Here is an 18,281-nt window from a genome sequence, read left to right as displayed (position 1 = left end):
TCGCAATGACAGGAAATCCTAGTACGTGCATCCAGGATTAACTGGTTCCCAGGCTGGAGCCTGGGAACTGAGGAATGAGAAATAACTTCCACAAACTTGTGGAAGTTATTTAATTCTCATTCCTTAGTCCAAACCGAGAGTTAAGCAACGTTTGCACGCGCCCGATTCAGAGACATGGATTAGGGCGTACTGCAATAGAAGGATAGGCAGAAATTAATCGCTTAAAACAGCTTTTTCCTCTGTTGTTGGATACCGAAGCAATTTATCAAGAATGGGAGCGACTGGCGATCGCAAATAAGGTTGTAGGTGTTAACGTTTATGATGCGCGGCTAGTAGCTGCTATGCTAGTTCATGGTTTAACCCATATCCTAACTTTTAACATTGCTGATTTCGCTCGTTATTCACAAATTACGGCTGTTAATCCTCCAACTGTAAAGCCTTGATTAATTGGGAATTTAACAGAAATGGTAAGGTACGTCAGTTCGAGATTATCCATTTTTAGTGCAAGTAACACTAACTGACGCACCCTACGACTCTTCTTGTAGGGTGCGTCAGTTCGTAGATTATCGATTTTTAGCGAAAATAACGGCGACTGACACACCCTACGACTACGACTCAACTCGGTGTTAGCAAAATTAGCTGTTTTGATAAGATCGATCGCACTTCATCCAATCCAATCTCCACATTCCCCAAAATCTCCCCAACAGTCTTCTCACCACCTTGTAGGGGCGGTGCCCCCGTGCCCGCCCTGTCTGGGGGGGGTACACAACCTTGCAAAAACTCAAATTCAGCACTTGACAAATTGAGCAATTGGTAGTTTCAATCAAACACTTGTTGACTAGGCCAACCGTGCATACAACCACTCAACTCTGGAATTGCCGCCAAAAGTGCCAGATCGTCCGACCAATCAATTTTATTAACAGGCTTTTTGCCCAAGAAAAACTCATAATGAGTGATTTCCGTATCCAACAATTCAATTAATCGATAAAGCTCCCGTTCCGTCAAACCCTGAGCTCTTTCTATCAATTCCGGCGCTTTGCTCAAAAGTCTTTCTAACTGCCAATATCCCGGATTTTTGTCCAACAGTAGTTTCACAGGGATGCCACAAATAACTTTTTTTCACGATCTGCGGCAAAAGCAAGGCAGGCTTTGATGTCTGCCGAAGTTAATTCTGAAAAATCTTCCAGAATTTCTGCTTCTGTCATGCCACCGGCGAGATATTCTAAGATGTCGTAGACGGTGATTCGCATTCCCCGAATACATGGTTTGCCACTGCGTTTTCCCGGTTCAATTGTGATTATGTCGTGGTAGTCCATAAAGCAATATTTTGTACTAATAAGCGTAATTATAACTGCAAATAATCCTGGTTTGTTTAGGTTAGGATTTCAGGTTTGAGCAAGTAGGGAGAAAAAAAAGAACCCTGACGTTGAAAGTAGCCAAGGCAGATCAGTTTTCTCATGGTCTGCGGCAAAAGCAAGACAGGCTTTGATGTCTGCCGAATTTAGTAGGGTTTTCCACCAATAAGACTCCAAAATTGGCGGCAGTCCGATCGACACGGGGCGATCGGCTCCACATCTCCGACGGCTGGCACGGCTGGCACGGCTTCAAAATGGAACCATTTAGCGCGGTCTAGGGGGTTTTGGGGTGATTCACGTCTGCCACGGTAACGCTCGCACAATCGCACCCTAACCGTGTCTGGCACTGCCACGGCTCGCACAGTTATACGGTTTTTATGGTTATGGCAAGGTTGGTACGATGGCGATAAGGCTAGCTTTATGATACATTTAGCAGTTGGGTGTACAACTGAGAGTTAAGATAAATGGCTACAAAAAAGACAATAAAACGTTTTCCTTTGTTAGTTGCTCTTGATACAGAAGTTTTTTATAAGTCTCATTTAAGCTATGATTCAACACAATGGAAAGCTTTAATTACGTTTGTTCGAGAAGAAAAAATAAAATTGTTTGTAACTTCTATTACTATTCATGAAGTAAGAAAACATATTACTGAACAAGCACAATTAATTTCTCAAGTTATCAATCATTTTGTACATGGATTGCTTCACAAAAAATTTCAACCATCTAAAGATAGTCCTAAAATAACAATTCCTACTAAATCGACCTTGCTTAATCAATTCAAAAAACAAGTTGAAGATTTAGTACCTGATTTTGAGCAAATTAATCAGGAGATTCAAAACAAATTTGAAGTTTTGTTTGAAAAAGCTAAATTAGAGATAATCGACATTGATGGGGTTTCAGTAGATGATGTTTTTAAAAGTTATTTTTCTTGTACTCCCCCATTTAGTGAAAAAAAGAAAAATGAATTTCCAGATGCTTTTGCACTTTTAGCCCTTCAAAAAGCGGCACAAGATAAAAATCAAATAATTTGTGTCGTTAGCGGTGATTCTGATTGGGAAAATTATTGTATTTCAACAAAAAACACACATCTTTGTTATTTCAAAAGTCTTGAGGATTTATTAGAAAGTATAAATGAAGGTATTGATTCTGATGAGTTTAGTGAAATTTATGAATTGTTTCAGGATAAACAAGACGACATAAAAGAAGAAATAAAGAAGAAATTTTTAGAGTTTAATTTTTCAGTGGGCATAAATGATAGTTCACTTGAATGGGGTAGTGTAAAGACTCGAATTAACGTTAAAACAGTATATATTGGTGGTAGTTCCTTAATACATATTGTTAAATCTTCATTAATCAATGTTGATGGTTTTGACATCAATCAAGTTTTAGTAACATTTAAAATAGCAGTTATTATAGGTTGTGATGTCAAGATAAATTACACTAGATTGGTATATGAAGATGATGATGATGAAGAATATGATATACCTTCTTTTGTAAAAGAAGAAAGAGAAATAATCGTTCAACCATCTTATGATGGTATTTATTCTGATGTAGAACTTACGCTTATGTTCACTAGAGATGAAAATAATACTTTATGTGATCCTGTTATAAAATATGTTAATATCAATCCTGATAATGATTTAAATGAAATATTTATTAGTTCAATCATTGAGTGTGAGGATGAATAATATTAGATAAATTAACGGTTTTACTTAGATGTGAAAATCTGAATTGTGTTGCTAATTCCTACCATATCTTGATGTAGCTGCAAGGGTTATAGGGCTTAGGCGGGGATTTTTGATTTTCCCCGCCTAGCTTGATTTATAGATGTTTCAGCCTCTAAATCAGGATATGCTCTTATCCTGATTTAGTAAAATAACGTGCCTGATATTTGTTGGTCTTATTAACTGGTTCCCAGGCTAGAGCGTGGGAACCGAGATTCAGAGGCTCTGCCTCGCTAACGGATAAAAATAAAAACAGGAGGCAGATGCTCATGGAATGTGTTCCCAGGCCTTAGCCTGGGAACGAGCAAACACCTACGCTTTGCGCTTCCGACGGCGAATCAGCACACTCATCACTTGGTTCGGATTAGCTGCACGTTGTACGGGACTCCAATCGCCAACTTGGGCAAATCCCAGGCGGTACAAGGTGAGTATGGTTTCCCTGACACCCTTGGGCGAACCTGTCACCGTTACACAAACCACATCCTGTTCCGATTCTGCTGCTGAGTCGTCATTTGGCCGTGCAAATTTGTTGTCGTCAGGCACGAATTCCTGTGACATAATTATGTTCTCCTGGTTTTAGGTTTTCTAGAAAAACCCAAAAACCCAGCCGCCCCGCATTTCAACACATAGCAGGGCGGCTACAGAGGATGTTAAGATACTCCGTTAGCCTCCAGACTGCTAGTCCCAGTTTGGCGGTTATGCTGTCCATTGCTGTTACCAGCAGCTTTGGGCAGTGCAACTAGATTTTTGGGCGACGCGGGCTACTTCCTCTACAAGCAAAGCAACCTCTAACTTCAAAGCGTAGCCGCAGACGGGGGCCTGTGTCAATCCATTTCGGATTTTACCGGGAGTAAGATTAAATGAACCGCGAAGGCACGAAGGACGCGAAGGAAGAGAAAGAAGCAGATGCAGTTCTTCCTTCGCGCACTTCGCGTCTTCGCGGTTCGTTCACATAATGAAAAAGCCCTATAATTTCGGTGTGAGCAAAATTAGCTGTTTTGATAAGATCGATCGCACTTCATCCAATCCCATCTCCACATCCGCCAAAATCTCTCCCACAGTTCTGGTATTGCAACCTTGCAAAAACTCAAATTCAGCACTTGACAAATTGACCAATTGGTAATTGCAATCAAACACTTGTTGACTCGGCCAACCGTGCATACAACCACTCAACTCAGGAATTGCCGCCAAAAGTGCCTTATCGTCCGACCAATCAATCTTATTAACAGGCTTTTTGCCCAAGAAAAACTCGTAATGAGTGATTTCCGTATCCAACAATTCAATTAATCGATAAAGCTCCCGTTCCGTCAAACCCTGAGCTCTTTCTATCAATTCCGGCGCTTTCCCCAAAAGTCTTTCTAACTGCCAATATCCCGGATTTGAGAAACCGATAAATTCCAATCCCGAAGCGTCAATTAACTCGAACAAAGTCTCGATATTGTAGTCAATTTCCTGCGGGTGAACGTACATATCAGCAAAACATTCGTCCCGCTGATTTTCTCCTGCCCAACGCTGTTTTTCGTACTTGACAAGACGGTTGTTTTCTGGTAGAGAAGCAAAGATTTGACGACCGACTTTCACACCATCGGGATAGTCACCTTTTTGGGAACCTTGGAGAAGTCCGATCGCCCTTTGCATGAGTTGAATTTCCCAGCGTCCGAGCTCAGCATACACAAAAATGTGCATCAAACCGCCCGCCGCCAACTTCGCCGCCAGGGCTTGAATGCCCCGGATCGGATCGGGTAAGTGGTGCAGCACGCCCACGCAGTTGATCAAATCAAACTCGCCATCTAACTCAGCCGCATCGTACAGGCTGAGGTGGCGGAAATCAGCTTCCCGCGCTCCAGAGCGCCGACAGCGTTCTTGTGCTACCTTCAAAGCACCCGCACTCAGGTCGATCGCCGTCACCGAAGCTTCGGGATTGAGGTGAATCAGATAATCGGTACTCGAACCCGTGCCGCAGCCAGCATCTAAAATCCGAACATCTAGTTTTGGCGGCTTTTGGCCAGTGCAAAAATTGTAAGCATCAGGCCAACTCCAGCGCCAGTTGTAGCCTGGGGGCGGTTCATCTGACAAAGGATCGGGCGGGAAAGGGAAAGTATCGTAAAGCCGCCGCACGGCAGCACTGATATCGGGTGTAGTATCCATAGGTGACATTTGTTGGGCTTGGGGATTCGGGATTGGACTGACAACTGACCGCTGACCACTGACCGACAGCAATTTGATCCGCGCCCCCCGGATTTATCGGTGGGGTCGATTCTTCAATCTAAAATCTAAAATCTAAAATCTAAAATCGGTTGACAGCTTCTGCGTAATAAAACTTATCATTTTTTCTCATATAAGCTCTCTTAAATCTATACAATAAATCTCGACAGGCTTTTTAACAAACGAGGACTGTCAATAGCCCACCGCTGAACTGTCGGGTAAAGCGGAGGCGTCTTTCAAAAGAGCAACAGGTCTCGAAACAGGCAGAAGAAAATTTTTGATTTTCTTTTCCTTTAATTCAAGGCACTGGCTGCAATCGCCCAAAGGCAACTCTCCTGCCGAGTCTTTTTTTCCACGGGTATACCGACGGATCGCAGCGGAGGGAGTACCCCGTGCCTGCCTTCGGATCGGACATTTACCCGCAGGCAGAAAGATGAAACCAAAACATTTTAATCTAAGAAAGTAAGCGCGCCCGAACCTCGTGACAGGTAAAGGCAAAAAGTAAACAAAGCAAAAATACCTACTTTGACCTGCATGAGAAGGCAAGGTTAGTCTGGTTAAATGCTGCAACGATTTAGATAGGGAGCGAAAGAGTCTAATGACTGTAAAAGCAAGTGGTGGAAGCTCGGTTGCGCGTCCGCAACTATATCAAACTGTACCGGTCGCAACAATTTCGCAAGCAGAACAGCAAGACCGCTTTCTACAGCGGGGCGAACTCAGCGAACTGGCAAGTTATTTCAGTTCCGGGGCTCTTCGGATCGATATCTCTGCGACGCTGACCCAAAACTCGGAACTGATAGTATCCCGCGCAGCTAACCGGATTTTTACCGGCGGTTCCCCGCTGGCATTTTTGGAAAGACCACAAGAACCTGCGATGGCTGTAGCAGGGGCGGCACGTGGCGGTTCGGCGAATGTCTCTGAAGGCATGAAACTGGGAAATGTCACCTACGTAGAAAGCCGCTCTGGCGGCAACGGCGGTGGCGGCGGCGGATTCTTGGGGCTAGGAAATCTATTTTCTGGCAACGGTGGCGGCTACAGCGGCCCAATCCCAGCAGGATTTCAGCCGATCAATGTCTCGCGCTACGGCCCGGGCAACATGACCAAATCTCTGCGGGACTTGAGCTGGTTTTTGCGTTACATCACCTACGCAATTGTCGCTGGCGACCCGAATATTATTTCGGTGAACGTGCGCGGATTGCGGGAAATCATCGAAAATGCTTGCTCTTCGGCGGCCACAATTGTGGCAATGCAGGAAATGAAGGCAGCATCTTTGGGCTATTTCCGAAACAATGCAGAGGCTAGTGCGATCGTCGGACAGTATTTCGACGTAGCAATTACCGAATTCAAAGCTCCCACACCTTCAGACAAGGTGCGGCAGCGCGAAAGCAACGACCAGCAAGGGCTGCAACTGCCTCAGATTTACTTCAACGCAGCCGAGCGCCGATCGAAATTCGTCATGAAAACCGGTCTGTCTTCGGCCGAAAAGATAGAAGTAGTCAAAGCAGCTTACCGCCAAGTATTCGAGCGCGATATTACCCGCGCATACAGCCAAAGCATTTCTGACTTGGAATCCAAGGTCAAAAATGGCGAAATCTCGATGAAAGAGTTTATTCGCCGCCTTGGCAAATCTCCTCTGTACCGTCAGCAATTCTACGAGCCGTTTGTCAACAGCCGCGCTGTAGAACTTGCCGCCCGCCACTTCTTGGGCCGCGGTTTGAGCTCGCGGGAGGAATTTAGCAAGTATTTTGCGATCGTCAGCAAAGGCGGCCTGCCAGCCCTCGTAGACGCGATGGTTTATTCCCAGGAGTATTCCGACTACTTCGGCGAAGAAACAGTGCCTTACCTGCGCGGTTTGGGCCAAGAAGCTCAGGAGTGTCGCAACTGGGGCCCGCAAATTGATTTGTTCAATTTCAGCGCTCCGTTCCGCAAGGTTCCTCAGTTCATCACCTTGTTTGCTGGCTACACCCAGCCTCTGCCAGACCAGCACGTTTACGGTGTTGGCAATGACCCCTTAGAAATTCAGTTCGGCGCGATTTTCCCGAAAGAAACTCGCAACCCCAAGAGCCGTCCAGCTCCCTTCGGCAAAGACACTCGCCGTATCCTGATCCGTCAAGGTGCGGGGATTGACAATCAGTTGAGCAATCCGGCGGCTCGCGGTGCTGCTCCTGGTTCTCTGGGCCCCAAGGTCTTTAAATTAGACCAGTTACCGAGCAACTATGTTGCTTCCAAGAAAACTGCCCGCGGTGTCTCCAGCAGCTACAGCAATTCTTCCAGTGTCAAATATACCGAAAGTTCCACCCAAGCGGTGATTCGGGCTGCTTACCTGCAAGTGTTTGGTCGCGATGTGTTCGACGGGCAGCGCCAAAAGGTAGCGGAAATTAAGCTGGAAAACGGCGAGATTCCGATGCGCGAGTTTATTCGGATGTTGGCGAAGTCTGATGTGTTCCGCAATATGTACTGGAGCAAGCTCTACGTTTGTAAGGCGATCGAGTACATTCACCGCCGACTCCTGGGACGCCCTACCTACGGCCGTCAGGAAATGAACGCTTACTTTGACATTTGCGCCAAGAAGGGTTTCTACGCGCTAGTCGATAGCATCATGGACAGCATGGAGTACAACGAAGCTTTCGGGGAAGATACAGTGCCCTACGAGCGCTATGTGACTCCCGGTGGTTTGTCGATGCGGACGATGCGATCGGGTTCCATCGCTGAGCAAAATTTCCAAGCTCAGACGCCCGAAACTCCTCGGTTTATTGAACTGGGTACAGCAGGCAACCGAGGCGATATCGAGTTGCAAAGTCGGATTGCTCAAGGTGTTAGCAAGCGGCGCGAACAAACTAAGATGTTCAAGCTGACGACAACTTCGGACAAAGTAGCTTTGAAAACTTTAATTCAAGCTGCTTACCGTCAAATTTTTGAACGCGATTTAAACCCCTACGTTGTGAAGAATGAATTCACGGCGCTCGAAAGCAAACTGGGCAACAATGAAATCAATCTCAAGGAGTTCATTGAGGCTTTGGGCTGCTCGTCGCTGTACATCAAACAGTTCTACGCACCTTATCCCAATACTAAGGTAATTGAGTTGGGTACGAAGCACTTCTTGGGCCGTGCTCCTCGCAATCAAGCGGAGATTCGGACTTATAACCAAATCTTGGCAAGTAAAGGGATTAAGGGCTTTATCAACGCGATGTTGAACAGCGTTGAATATGCTGAGGCTTTTGGTGAGGATACTGTTCCTTACCGCCGCTTCCCGACTCTACCTGCTGCTAATTTCCCGAATACTGAAAGACTGTACAACCAGTTGACTAAGCAGAATGGTGAAATTGTGGTTCCGAGTTTTGAGCCTGTGGCTGCGATCGACAGAAGCTAACAACAAACTGCAAGAAAGTTGATTTTGTAGGTTGACAAAAATCCCTCGCTATGGTAATGCTGTAGCGGGGGATTTTTGGTAATGTTACGCTGTTGATCGATCGGCGAGTCCCATAGTCCGACAGGGATTGAACTCCCTGTGTCCTAGCTAAAGTCCTTGCTATGAGGACTGAGGTGGGCGATCGTTTGATTTGGCGTTTCAGTCGGTTTTAACTGATATCTTGCACCATTCTCAATTAGCCCTAGGGGCGGGTTCGCCAACAGCCTTAAAGCTTGCAAATAGGTTCTATAAACCCGCCCGACCCCACGAAAAATCCTCTTATTGATATTGCTGCAAGATGTCAGTTAAAACCGACTTTAACTCTCTCGACGGGGATTTCTATCACTGCTAGGACTCAAAGCAAAACCCGATCGCCCCAAAAGTGCGATCGGGGTCGATCGATGAGTCCGAGAGTCCGACAGGGATTGAAATCCCTGTCTCATAGCTGAAGTCCACTTAAGTGGACTAAATTGAACCACAGTTTGATGAGACTGAGAAATTTGATAACGGGCAGGCAAGCGTGAGAAATGGTTGGCAATTCAGTATGGTCTCTGACCACGAATTTCTTGATGGTACCCGCCACGTGATTTATCCGTGGAATCAACCCAAAATCGAAAATCGAAAATCCTCAAGAAAGAGCATTTATCCGTGGGGTCGCCTCTAAAATCTAAAATCTAAAATCTAAAATCGATTGACTGTACTGAGTATATTTAGGATTTGAATAATTAAACTAACTGCCACTCAAGAATACCAAACTACAAAGTATAGGACGAAAAGAATATGGGTTTGTCGATCTAAGCTGTTGTGCATTTAATTTGTATGTTAACGGCGGGCTTTCGGGCCCAAGCCCTACTTCCCACAAGAGAAAAAATTTATTTTACTATGCAATTTAAATGCGGATTAGCTTATTGATTTCGCTAATCTTAGGATTATTAATTACAGCCATGATTAATCGGTTAATGGCGATATAGCAACCGCCTTGGCGGTTTCTATACTAGCGTGTTTTTTTATTCAAACTGACAACAAGTATTTTTTGTATCGGAGGCGGAATATGGATAATTTATCGGACAATTCAGCATAGAAAACACAATATATTGGTTTATGAAGTCGGGGCGGAAACTTGCACCCGCCCTTTAGATATTCGGTTAACCGTACTCAAATAGCCACTTTAACGCGAGAACATTACCGCCCACTCTTCGTCGTTGATTTCAATATACAAAATTGCGATCGGCACAGACAGATCCATTACCTAGTTATCGGGCATTAGTGATTTCCCTTCATTCCCTATAGGCAAAAATTAGGTATAATTGGTTAGCGCGTATTATGATAAAAGTTTAAAAAAAGAAGGACCAGGGAGGGAAGAACCCAAACGCGATAGTGATGAGTCATTACCCATCTAAAATCTAAAATCTAAAATCTAAAATCTAAATTTGTATGAGCTACATCAAGATATTGACCGCAAAATAAAACAGCACAATAAACGGGCCACTTGTTCTGATTAGTAAAGTAGCGAAATGAATAAGGTATTAGGGCATAATGTTGTGAAAGATGGAACAGGGTATGGAACTAAATTTACAGAAATTTTATAGCGCCTGCAATCCCAGCTACACCCTGGCAGTAGCAAATCAACAAGACCGACAATACTATATCGATTTCTCTTCAGTGCGGGGCGGCACGATCGTAGAACAATTGGAGCGCACCATCAGCCGTCTGTCCCCCGATTCACCTACCTGTCAATTATTCACCGGTCACATCGGCTCTGGTAAATCAACTGAATTGCTGCGGCTACAAGCTCAATTGCAGCAACAAGGATTTCATGTTGTTTATTTTGAGTCGAGTAAAGACTTAGACATGGCAGATGTAGATATCACTGACATTTTATTGAGCGTTGCTCGTCAGGTGAGCGAAAGTATCGAGAAAATGAAAATCAAGCTGCAACCGACGGGTTTTAAAGCTTTGCTCAAAGGGGTTGCTGATGTTTTTCAAACTCAAATAGACTTGAGTGCTGAAGCTAATGTCCCTGGTTTTGGGGAAATAAATGCCAGCACGGAGGGAGAATTTTCTCTGTCTTTGGGAATTGGGAAAATTACTGCTAAGGCGAAAGATGCTCCGAATCTGCGATCGGAGTTAAGGCAATATTTGGAGCCGCGAACTAACGTAATTTTAGATGCACTGAATAAGGAGTTGCTGGAACCGGCTAACCAAGAACTGAAACGCCAGGGAAAACAGGGACTTGTGGTAATTATCGACAATCTCGATCGCATACACCTGTGCGCGAAACCGACGGGGCGACTGCAGCCGGAATACCTGTTTGTCGATCGCGGCGAACAATTGGCAAGACTAAATTGCCACGTCGTGTATACAATTCCTTTGGTGCTGATTTTCTCTAACGATTTGGGCCAGTTGACCAATCGATTTGGGGTAGATCCGAAGGTTTTGCCGATGGTGCCGGTGCAGTTTAGCGATGGTTCTGAGTGTTCTGAGGGTGTGGAATTGCTGCGGCAAATGGTTCTGGCGCGGGCTTTTCCAACGGTGCATCCTTCACAGCGCTATGCTTTGGTGGGCAAAGTTTTCGACTCTGCGGAAACTCTCGATCGCCTGTGTCGAGTCAGCGGCGGTCATGTCCGCAATTTGCTGCAACTACTGTATGGCTGTCTGCAGAAACAAGACCCTCCTCTGTCGCGGGAAACTTTGGAAAATGTGATCGTCCAGCGCCGCCACCAGCTTACTTTGGCGATCGAACCTGATGAGTGGCAATTGCTGCGCCAAGTATCCGTTACCAAAACTGTGAACGGGGAAACTAAATACCAAATATTGCTGCGGAGTCTCTGGGTTTTTGAATACCGTTACGGCGAAGATTATTGGTTTGATGTCAATCCGATTTTGGCTGACGCCAAAGAGTTTCGGGAAACAGTTGAGAGTTGAGAGTTGACAGTTGACAGTTGATGGTTGAGAGTTGATGGTTGATGGTTCATGGTTGAGAGTTATCTCCGCCTAATCATAAACAGTCAACAGTCAACTAACAAAAATGATTAAAGGCACGACTAAACTGTTGGGAGTAATTGGTCATCCCGTCGAACATTCTTTGTCGCCGGCGATGCACAATGCTGCTATTTCCCACTTGGGAGTCGATTTTGTTTACTTGCCGTTTCCGGTAAAACCAGGGGATTTAAAAGCTGCTCTTGCAGGATTTGCGGCGATCGGCGTTCGGGGATTTAGCATCACGATTCCCCACAAACAAGCAATCTTACCGCTGTTGTCAGAAGTTTCCCCGATCGCCCGATCGATCGGCGCAGTCAATACCGTATACCTGACTGACAAAGGTTGGTGCGGCACAAATACAGACGTTGAAGGCTTTCTCGCGCCCCTGCAAACCCCCCCAACCCCCCCTTACCAAGGGGGGGCTAGGGGGGATTCCGAAGAAACGGGCAATACGGCAGTCGAATCCTGTCCCCCCCCTTACCAAGGGGGGGCTAGGGGGGGTTCCGAAGAAACGGGCAATACGGCTGTTGAATCCTGTCCCCCCCCTTACCAAGGGGGGGCTAGGGGGGGTTCCGATTGGAGTCAGAAAGTAGCGGTAATTTTGGGGAATGGCGGGGCCGCGAGAGCTGTTGTGGCTGGATGCGCTCAATTGGGATGTGCAGAGATTCACGTTGTCGGCCGCAACGAACAAAATTTAGGGGAATTTCAGCAGAGTTGGGTCAATTCTCCGATGCCCGTGCATAATTTGCAGGTGCATACTTGGGATAATTTGTCAAGCTTAATCTCGCAGGCAGATTTGCTGGTGAACACGACGCCTGTGGGGATGTATCCGCAGGGGGAAAAGTCGCCGGTTGCGGCTGGTGAGATCGATCGAATTTCAGCAGGTGCGATCGTCTATGATTTAATTTACACCCCTAATCCTACCCAGTTTCTCAAAGATGCGAAGCTTCGGGGAGCGCGAGCTATTGACGGACTCCCCATGCTAGTTCAACAAGGAGCAGCCGCCTTAAAAATTTGGCTGGATCAAGAATCCGTCCCAGTCGATGTGATGCGCCAAGCCTTGCGCCAGCATTTAGGTCTAGATTAATGCCATTTCTTCAAAAAGTAGCTGTAGTTTTCAGAATTCCTATAAGCAGGAATTTGAGGCCCAATTCGCGCTAAGCTGAGAATTAAAATATACTTGCCCCCCCATTTATGAAATTTCGAGCTATCAGCCTTTTTTTTGCTACTTGCCTAATCGGAATTTTTAGTTTGGTATTCACTCCACCTGCTTGGGCTTTGACGCAGATTAAACTTTCAGACCTTTCTTATCGCGAATGTCCGGCAGAAATGGGAGAAGGAACAGTCACCAGCGGCAGTTCTATGGAAGCTACCTGCTTTTTGATTACTGGGAAAGCTGAAAATAGCACCGGCAAACCAGTTGTCAATGCCGATATTTTCGGCCGCATTTATGATGCTGACGACAATCCGGTGATGCAAAACCGGACTCGGTTGGGTTCTATAGAAGAAGTTCCTCCCGGAGTTAGCGATTTTCAGCTCAGAATTTCCGTTGCCGCCAATCAACGAACACCTTTGAAGCTCAAGCAATTTAAAGCTACAGGTTTTACTGGCGTGGTTCGCCGCTAACGAAACTCTTGGAGATTTTGGGTTGGCTGCCGATGAAATTGCGATGCAGTTTTCGATTTTCGATTGTTGAGCGGCCGGCAATTTCTCATTTCTAATTTACGATAAACTCCCCAGCTTTTCAACCGGGGAGTTAATCTAAAAATGTCAAATCTAAAATTTAGTTGCCGGCGGCTAGGTCTGCCAAACAATTTACGCTCGATGCTGAAAAACTTAAGCTTTTCCAACTACAAAGATGTTTGCAGGCTGGTCAAAAGACCGATCAAGAATTCCGAGCCGAATTGCAGTACAAAAAACGCAATTAGTGGTGAAAAGTCAATCCCTCCCAAGGGGGGGATAATCGAGCGGAATAGATTGAGGTAAGGGTCTGTTAACTGACTCAAAATTGAAAACGGGGGGTCGTACCAATTGATGTTAGGGAACCAGCTTAACAGCACCCGAATAATCATCAGGGCTACATAGATTTGCAGAAATGTGGACAGCGTGGTTGCCAAAAGGCCTAGGGAATAACTCATATATTCTCGTTGAAGTTTGAGTAAAGTTTACAGACACTTTAACTTAAAGTTTAGCATAGGTCGGGGAGAGGGGGAGCATGAGGCTGTTTACGGGCGGGCTAGAAGAGTAACGACCCACAATAAAATTCACTCTTGGCTTCACAGGCCCGAAAGGCCTGTTAAGCGAGAATGGTGCAAGATGTCAGTAGCCCCCATCGATCGGCCCGACTAATCTAAAATTTTAAAGGGATTCAGGAGTCTTGGGCGATCGAACCCTCGCTGCCCGACGCCGGCGCGTTGCCGTTTACGTCGCCGAGTTGCAGCCGCACGTCATCTATTGCCTGATTGAGCTGGGCAATTTTATCTTCTAAACTCAGCCTTGCTACTTCCATCCCTTCGGCTTCGAGTTGGCTGGCTTTCCTCTGGCGGATCTTTCTTGTCTTTGCTTCTGAAGGTTCACTCAGCAAAGCTTCAGCAGCGCGCCGCGACAGCACCGCGCCCAAAACGGCACCCACCAAGCCGCCAACTGCGGCTCCGGCAATAAATCCCCCCGTAAAACCCTCTCGATTGCTCATGGCTCAACTCAACAGCGCGATATTTCTTTGATTTGTTTATTTTGACACTCTCCCGGTGAGAAACCGGCAGACGATTTTAGATTTTAGATTTTAGATTTTAGATTGAGATGCCCAGCGCGAAAAATCATCCGCAAAGAGAAAGCCTAATGAGCATCAAGTCGGTTAGTTGTCAGGTAAGGCGAGAATTCCGACTTCCGAGTTAAAGCGGATCATTTCCAAAGATCGATCGCCATACAAATCTTCTATGTGTTCCAAGCAGCACTCGATCGCGAAATCGTTCAATTGGGCCGGCTCAACGCCGTACATTTCCTCAAACACCTCTGAGTCTACCCGACAAAAGCGCGGTCGATCGGCATAAATTCCGCATTCTCTGGTGGTTTTGTCAAAATTGATACACCAACCGTCATCTCCGACTAAGCTCAAATAGAGCGATAATTCGTCTTCTGATAAATACTCGTCTAAGTCTGGGCGCTCTGTTGGGTCGAGGTAACAACAAGCACCGCACTGCTTTACGCAACGCCAAGTAGCCATAGTTTGATTTTAGATTTTAGATTTTAGATTTTAGATTTTAGATTCGGAGCATTATGTGGAAAATGCCAAACTTTAGGAGATTTGGTAAGGTCGAGAGAAGATGTTACCATCTTCTCCCTCCCATTCGGAACCGTGCTTGCTACTTTCATAGCACACGGCTACTCGGGTGTTCTCTTGTCATTTGAGAGATTTCCCTTCTTCCGACTTGCTGGAGGTGTCTTTCCTGAAGATACGAGTTCCAGGTTATGTTTCCTGATTAATTCCAAGTCAGTTTTAGTTTTAACATCGTGACAATGCCGATGCAATAGTTGAAGATTTTTGTACTCACCCTTACCTCCAATGGCTCTGGGGATGATGTGGTCAACTTCCATTACATCTTCATTTCTGAAAATAAATTCGCAGTGAGGGCATTTACCTTTCTGCCATTTCAGGAGTTTTGATACCCTATTCGGCAAATCAGGATTTTTCCCCATTCTTGAACTCCAATAAACCAGGTCGCCATCGTAAGGGCTTTTATCCCCTTTAACTTTCACATAGTTGGTGCTGCTACACTCAAATTCACTATGCTTTAGTAACCGAAGGGGATTCGCTCCCTCTTTTTTGGTTGAGAATACCCAGTTATCACCGCCAGTGGAGTGCCAATACAGTTGATGTCCTGCATTGGTATTTCCACAGCGTTGTTTTGCCCAACGTCGAAGTTTCAGGTATGTGAGATAATCTTGTCTTTGAAGTTCTCCAACGGTTTTAGCGTCAGAGTTTGTATAGAAAGAAGTCCATCCCCTTATTACAGGGTTTAAGTCTCTAATTAACGCCGATTGTGACGTTGACCTATGTTTTTCGATGATTCTTCCGATTTCCTCTTGATGAGCCTTACTTGACTTCTTATTTGGGGTAATGATTGTATTAAAACCTAAAATCTCACCGTGCTGATTTAAACTGCTCCGATGTTTTCCAGCAGGGTATTGCTGGATGTGATGACCTAAAAAGTCAAAACCAGCTTTACCATCCTCACTTAATTCATCCTTGAAAGTGTGAGTTAGCCTCGTTTTCTCAGGTTTTAATTCTAAGCCCATGCCATCTAACCATTCCGAGATTATATCTCGGCATCTTTGGACTACGGCTTTTTCTTCACATAGAATTACAAAATCATCGGCATATCGAATTATGTTCGGACTGCCTATTTGTTTTCCAAATCTGGAAATTGATTTTTTCAAGCATCCATTTGAATAGGATGGAAACTCTTTTTCTATGCGTTGCTCCAAACCGTGAAGGGCAATATTCGCCATTAACGGAGAAATGACCCCGCCTTGTGGCGTACCCTCAGATGTAGCAGTGAACACTCCATCATCAATCACTCCAGATTTTAGCCAGGATTTTACTTGCCTCCTAACCTTGCCTTTTATGTTCAACTTTTGAAGTAGTTCATAATGGTTGATGCGATCAAAACATTTGGCTATGTCTGCGTCTAATACAAACTTTGCCTTATGTTGTATACAGAGTTTAATCTTTGTAATCGCATCGTGGCATGACCTGCCCGGTCTAAAACCATAGCTGTTTGGCTCAAAAATTGCCTCCCATTCCGACTCAAGTGCGGATTTTACTACGGCTTGTAAGGCTCTGTCGTACATTACGGGTATACCCAGTGGGCGTTTTTCATTACTTCCTGGTTTTGGTATCCAAACTCTTCTTGTCGGTTTGGATTTTCCAGTTAGCTTTAATTCCCTTGCCAGTTCTAAACGAGCTGCTGGGGATAAGCTTTTTAGCCCGTCCACTCCCGCCGTCTTTTTTCCCTGGTTGTCCTGAGTGACCCTTCTTACTGATAAAACCCTATTAGACCAAGACCTCATCAGCGTCTTTTGAAGTTTACGAACCTTCTTGACATCTCCACAACGGGAAGCAGCGAAAATACGCTTTTGCAACTTGAAAACGTATCTTTCGGCTTGATGCCAATTGATAGCTTTCCATCCCTCTGTATTTGTTTCCAAATCAGATTTAGGCTTGTTCATTACTAATTACACCTTTTCACTTAATCACCTTCGCGGTTTACGTTTGCATATCCTGGGCATTACCCCATCCCTTTTTCGGCATTACCTGTTATTTCAGGTTAGGCATTAGCTTCTTAAACCATCCCAGCCTTTCGTAGCTTGTAGCCTGACAGCCTACCCCAACAATTGATTTGACGAGGAGCATACAAAAGGATTACTTCGTTCCTACTATCCATTGATTAAATCCGTTAGGGTTTGTCTCTCCGCCGGGGTTCTAGGTGGTGCGCTATCTCGGTAGTCCAATCCTGATAGTCCTTACCCTTGTCAGATATTCCTGACCCAGAAGCTCAGATTTCTCTGAGAGAGCTTATATCCTCTGGTACTTGATTACGACGGTTGAATCGACAATTCGTTAGCTTGCGCTTCTACCCCACGACTTCATTACTCTCGCAATGATTCGGTTATAGGATTTTTGCTTGCAGGGTCGGTATTCAGCTATCCCGATTGCCCGCTTTCACCCTCGCTTTACATAAAGGTTGTCAATCTTTGTGTAGAGGAAACCAGACTCATCTCTGGTTCTTTGTGTGCTTTCAATCACGCACCATGATGTCAGGACTTGGTTTATTTTGGATTTTGGTTATGATTTTTGGCGTGTACCTTCATCTTTCCCGCTTTCCCCTAGTTGTCTTAGCTAGATTGCTCGACTAGGTTTCCTCACCTGCATGGATAGTAAGTTGTCTACGATGGGAGTTTATAACCCTAATGGGTTTACCCTCGTAGCTAGCCATCCCCCTTTCAGGTTTAGGCTAAACGAATCGCACGGGCTCTTCAAGTATATCAATTGCCAGCGCCGGAGGCCCATATCCCGAAGGGGCGGTTGGATTTGAGATTTGAGATTTGAGATTTGGGAGACTTTCCGGGAAGGGGCATCAAGTCCGCAGTTCCCTGTGACCAAGACTTTCTTCATGTGGTACCCGCCACGTGATTTATCCGTGGAATCAATCCAAAATCGAAAATTGAAAATCCTTGCGTCCCCCGAATTTATCCCTGGGGTCAATCCAAAATCTAAAATCTCAAATCTAAAATCGAATGACTGAGAGGTCGATCGTAGTTTACATTTTGTTGAATTTTGTAAAGTTCCTTAAAAAATATGGTCGATCGCCCGGTAAAATCAGAAGCGGATTTTCTAATGCAACAATCTAGACTTAATCACTACAGTCAGGAGGACAAATGGACTTTATAACCGATCTTTTCAGTGGTATGGGTGGTGTAGACTACCAACTCATTGTTCAGGTAGCTTTACTCGCAGCCGTCGTGCTTTCTGGCCCGATCGTGATTTTTCTCTTGGCAGCTAAAGGCGGCGACCTGTAATTATAGCACGCTAGGCGGCGATCGAGA

Annotated in this window: 17 protein-coding genes; 7 read left to right on the top strand and 10 right to left on the bottom strand. The window is 45.3% G+C overall.

The features are described 5' to 3' along the window. The first annotated feature begins 242 nt into the window (after positions 1-242). Positions 243-443, top strand: a complete 201-nt coding sequence (locus QUB51_RS16790) for a hypothetical protein (RefSeq protein ID WP_333054503.1) — start codon at positions 243-245, stop codon at positions 441-443. Between the two features lie 172 nt (positions 444-615). Here QUB51_RS16790 and QUB51_RS16785 read toward each other — a convergent pair whose 3' ends face one another. The 4 genes from QUB51_RS16785 to QUB51_RS16770 all read right to left on the bottom strand — a co-directional run bounded on the left by QUB51_RS16785 (position 616) and on the right by QUB51_RS16770 (position 1,717). Next, complete coding sequence (locus QUB51_RS16785; RefSeq protein WP_333261995.1) at positions 616-810, bottom strand: hypothetical protein; 195 nt, start codon at positions 808-810, stop codon at positions 616-618. Between the two features lie 9 nt (positions 811-819). After that, positions 820-1,095 (bottom strand): hypothetical protein, encoded by a 276-nt coding sequence (locus QUB51_RS16780; protein WP_333261998.1) that lies wholly within the window; start codon positions 1,093-1,095, stop codon positions 820-822. Further along, the gene (locus QUB51_RS16775) at positions 1,092-1,316 is read right to left on the bottom strand and encodes a DUF433 domain-containing protein (RefSeq protein WP_106332354.1); all 225 of its coding nucleotides are present in this window, start codon (positions 1,314-1,316) and stop codon (positions 1,092-1,094) included. The genes QUB51_RS16780 and QUB51_RS16775 overlap by 4 nt, the downstream gene beginning before the upstream one ends. A 185-nt stretch (positions 1,317-1,501) precedes the next feature. Continuing rightward, positions 1,502-1,717 (bottom strand): hypothetical protein, encoded by a 216-nt coding sequence (locus tag QUB51_RS16770; RefSeq protein ID WP_333298242.1) that lies wholly within the window; start codon positions 1,715-1,717, stop codon positions 1,502-1,504. A 102-nt stretch (positions 1,718-1,819) separates the two neighbouring features. Between QUB51_RS16770 and QUB51_RS16765 the strand changes: the two genes are divergently transcribed. Further along, positions 1,820-3,043 carry a PIN domain-containing protein gene (locus tag QUB51_RS16765; protein ID WP_333262004.1) on the top strand — a complete coding sequence of 408 codons (1,224 nt, stop codon included), beginning with the start codon at positions 1,820-1,822 and terminating at the stop codon, positions 3,041-3,043. 348 nt (positions 3,044-3,391) lie between these two features. Here the strand turns inward: QUB51_RS16765 and QUB51_RS16760 are convergent, their stop codons facing one another. After that, on the bottom strand, positions 3,392-3,637 hold the full coding sequence (locus QUB51_RS16760) for a hypothetical protein (RefSeq protein WP_333262007.1): 246 nt from the start codon (positions 3,635-3,637) through the stop codon (positions 3,392-3,394). 408 nt (positions 3,638-4,045) lie between these two features. After that, entirely contained in the window at positions 4,046-5,227 is a 1,182-nt protein-coding gene (locus QUB51_RS16755) for a class I SAM-dependent methyltransferase (RefSeq protein ID WP_333262010.1), read from the bottom strand. Between the two features lie 655 nt (positions 5,228-5,882). Between QUB51_RS16755 and QUB51_RS16750 the strand changes: the two genes are divergently transcribed. The 4 genes from QUB51_RS16750 to QUB51_RS16735 all read left to right on the top strand — a co-directional run bounded on the left by QUB51_RS16750 (position 5,883) and on the right by QUB51_RS16735 (position 13,301). Continuing rightward, the gene (locus tag QUB51_RS16750) at positions 5,883-8,654 is read left to right on the top strand and encodes a phycobilisome rod-core linker polypeptide (protein ID WP_333054505.1); all 2,772 of its coding nucleotides are present in this window, start codon (positions 5,883-5,885) and stop codon (positions 8,652-8,654) included. Positions 8,655-10,253: 1,599 nt separating this feature from the next. After that, a complete protein-coding gene (locus QUB51_RS16745; protein ID WP_333054506.1) occupies positions 10,254-11,618 on the top strand; it encodes a P-loop NTPase fold protein in 1,365 nt (454 codons plus the stop codon). Between the two features lie 103 nt (positions 11,619-11,721). Beyond that, positions 11,722-12,762, top strand: coding sequence for a shikimate dehydrogenase (locus tag QUB51_RS16740; protein ID WP_333054508.1), 1,041 nt, complete (start codon positions 11,722-11,724; stop codon positions 12,760-12,762). Between the two features lie 107 nt (positions 12,763-12,869). Then, the gene (locus tag QUB51_RS16735; RefSeq protein WP_190657424.1) at positions 12,870-13,301 is read left to right on the top strand and encodes a hypothetical protein; all 432 of its coding nucleotides are present in this window, start codon (positions 12,870-12,872) and stop codon (positions 13,299-13,301) included. A gap of 224 nt (positions 13,302-13,525) precedes the next feature. On the opposite strand, the gene QUB51_RS16730 is transcribed toward QUB51_RS16735, so the two are convergent. From QUB51_RS16730 to ltrA, 4 genes are all read right to left on the bottom strand, one after another. Then, positions 13,526-13,813 carry a YggT family protein gene (locus QUB51_RS16730; protein ID WP_333054509.1) on the bottom strand — a complete coding sequence of 96 codons (288 nt, stop codon included), beginning with the start codon at positions 13,811-13,813 and terminating at the stop codon, positions 13,526-13,528. Positions 13,814-14,043: 230 nt separating this feature from the next. Then, on the bottom strand, positions 14,044-14,367 hold the full coding sequence (locus QUB51_RS16725; protein ID WP_333054510.1) for a hypothetical protein: 324 nt from the start codon (positions 14,365-14,367) through the stop codon (positions 14,044-14,046). A gap of 162 nt (positions 14,368-14,529) precedes the next feature. Continuing rightward, on the bottom strand, positions 14,530-14,898 hold the full coding sequence (locus QUB51_RS16720; protein ID WP_333054511.1) for a YkgJ family cysteine cluster protein: 369 nt from the start codon (positions 14,896-14,898) through the stop codon (positions 14,530-14,532). A 158-nt stretch (positions 14,899-15,056) separates the two neighbouring features. Then, a complete protein-coding gene (gene ltrA / locus QUB51_RS16715) occupies positions 15,057-16,904 on the bottom strand; it encodes a group II intron reverse transcriptase/maturase (RefSeq protein ID WP_333262014.1) in 1,848 nt (615 codons plus the stop codon). A gap of 1,209 nt (positions 16,905-18,113) precedes the next feature. Here ltrA and psb30 point away from each other — a divergent pair. Next, positions 18,114-18,254, top strand: coding sequence for a photosystem II reaction center protein Ycf12/Psb30 (psb30, locus tag QUB51_RS16710; RefSeq protein WP_333054512.1), 141 nt, complete (start codon positions 18,114-18,116; stop codon positions 18,252-18,254). Positions 18,255-18,281 lie beyond the last annotated feature (27 nt).

The sequence above is a fragment of the Microcoleus sp. AT8-A3 genome (genome assembly GCF_036705675.1).
Lineage (GTDB): Bacteria > Cyanobacteriota > Cyanobacteriia > Cyanobacteriales > Microcoleaceae > Microcoleus.
This window is presented reverse-complemented; position numbering and strand designations above follow the sequence as displayed.

Excerpts from the sequence above, each read along its gene's own strand:
- QUB51_RS16775 (WP_106332354.1), bottom strand. The coding sequence starts at position 1,316 with ATGGACTACCACGACATAATCACAATTGAACCGGGAAAACGCAGTGGC.
- QUB51_RS16765 (WP_333262004.1), top strand. The coding sequence starts at position 1,820 with ATGGCTACAAAAAAGACAATAAAACGTTTTCCTTTGTTAGTTGCTCTT.
- QUB51_RS16760 (WP_333262007.1), bottom strand. The coding sequence starts at position 3,637 with ATGTCACAGGAATTCGTGCCTGACGACAACAAATTTGCACGGCCAAAT.
- QUB51_RS16755 (WP_333262010.1), bottom strand. The coding sequence starts at position 5,227 with ATGGATACTACACCCGATATCAGTGCTGCCGTGCGGCGGCTTTACGAT.
- QUB51_RS16750 (WP_333054505.1), top strand. The coding sequence starts at position 5,883 with ATGACTGTAAAAGCAAGTGGTGGAAGCTCGGTTGCGCGTCCGCAACTA.
- QUB51_RS16745 (WP_333054506.1), top strand. The coding sequence starts at position 10,254 with ATGGAACTAAATTTACAGAAATTTTATAGCGCCTGCAATCCCAGCTAC.
- QUB51_RS16740 (WP_333054508.1), top strand. The coding sequence starts at position 11,722 with ATGATTAAAGGCACGACTAAACTGTTGGGAGTAATTGGTCATCCCGTC.
- QUB51_RS16735 (WP_190657424.1), top strand. The coding sequence starts at position 12,870 with ATGAAATTTCGAGCTATCAGCCTTTTTTTTGCTACTTGCCTAATCGGA.
- QUB51_RS16730 (WP_333054509.1), bottom strand. The coding sequence starts at position 13,813 with ATGAGTTATTCCCTAGGCCTTTTGGCAACCACGCTGTCCACATTTCTG.
- QUB51_RS16725 (WP_333054510.1), bottom strand. The coding sequence starts at position 14,367 with ATGAGCAATCGAGAGGGTTTTACGGGGGGATTTATTGCCGGAGCCGCA.
- QUB51_RS16720 (WP_333054511.1), bottom strand. The coding sequence starts at position 14,898 with ATGGCTACTTGGCGTTGCGTAAAGCAGTGCGGTGCTTGTTGTTACCTC.
- ltrA (WP_333262014.1), bottom strand. The coding sequence starts at position 16,904 with ATGAACAAGCCTAAATCTGATTTGGAAACAAATACAGAGGGATGGAAA.
- psb30 (WP_333054512.1), top strand. The coding sequence starts at position 18,114 with ATGGACTTTATAACCGATCTTTTCAGTGGTATGGGTGGTGTAGACTAC.